1 protein-coding gene is annotated in these 240 nt (G+C 68.2%); it reads right to left on the reverse strand.

The annotated features are described in order from the left end of the window. Window positions 1-240: SufD family Fe-S cluster assembly protein (locus FNL14_RS23145; protein ID WP_142065188.1), on the reverse strand; the 240-nt coding region annotated here is incomplete at both ends.

Consider the following 240-nt stretch of genomic DNA (forward strand, 5'->3'; position numbering starts at 1 on the left):
TTATGGTGAGCCTGGCCGGCGTCGGCGAAGTACAGGCCGAACATTTCAGCCTCGCCGCCAGGGGCGGTGCAGCGGGCCGACGGCGTGCCGCGGACCAGGTCGCCGCCCAGGCTCACCATAACGTGCTTGAGCNTGGCGTCGCGGCCGATCTTTGCCTGCTGGGAGGAGGCGTGGACGGCGGCGTCGTTCCATTCCTGGAGCGTGATGACCGTCAGGCTGGCGCCGTCTTCGACGATGATC

The organism is Pseudarthrobacter sp. B4EP4b, from assembly GCF_006680095.1.
Lineage (GTDB): Bacteria > Actinomycetota > Actinomycetes > Actinomycetales > Micrococcaceae > Arthrobacter.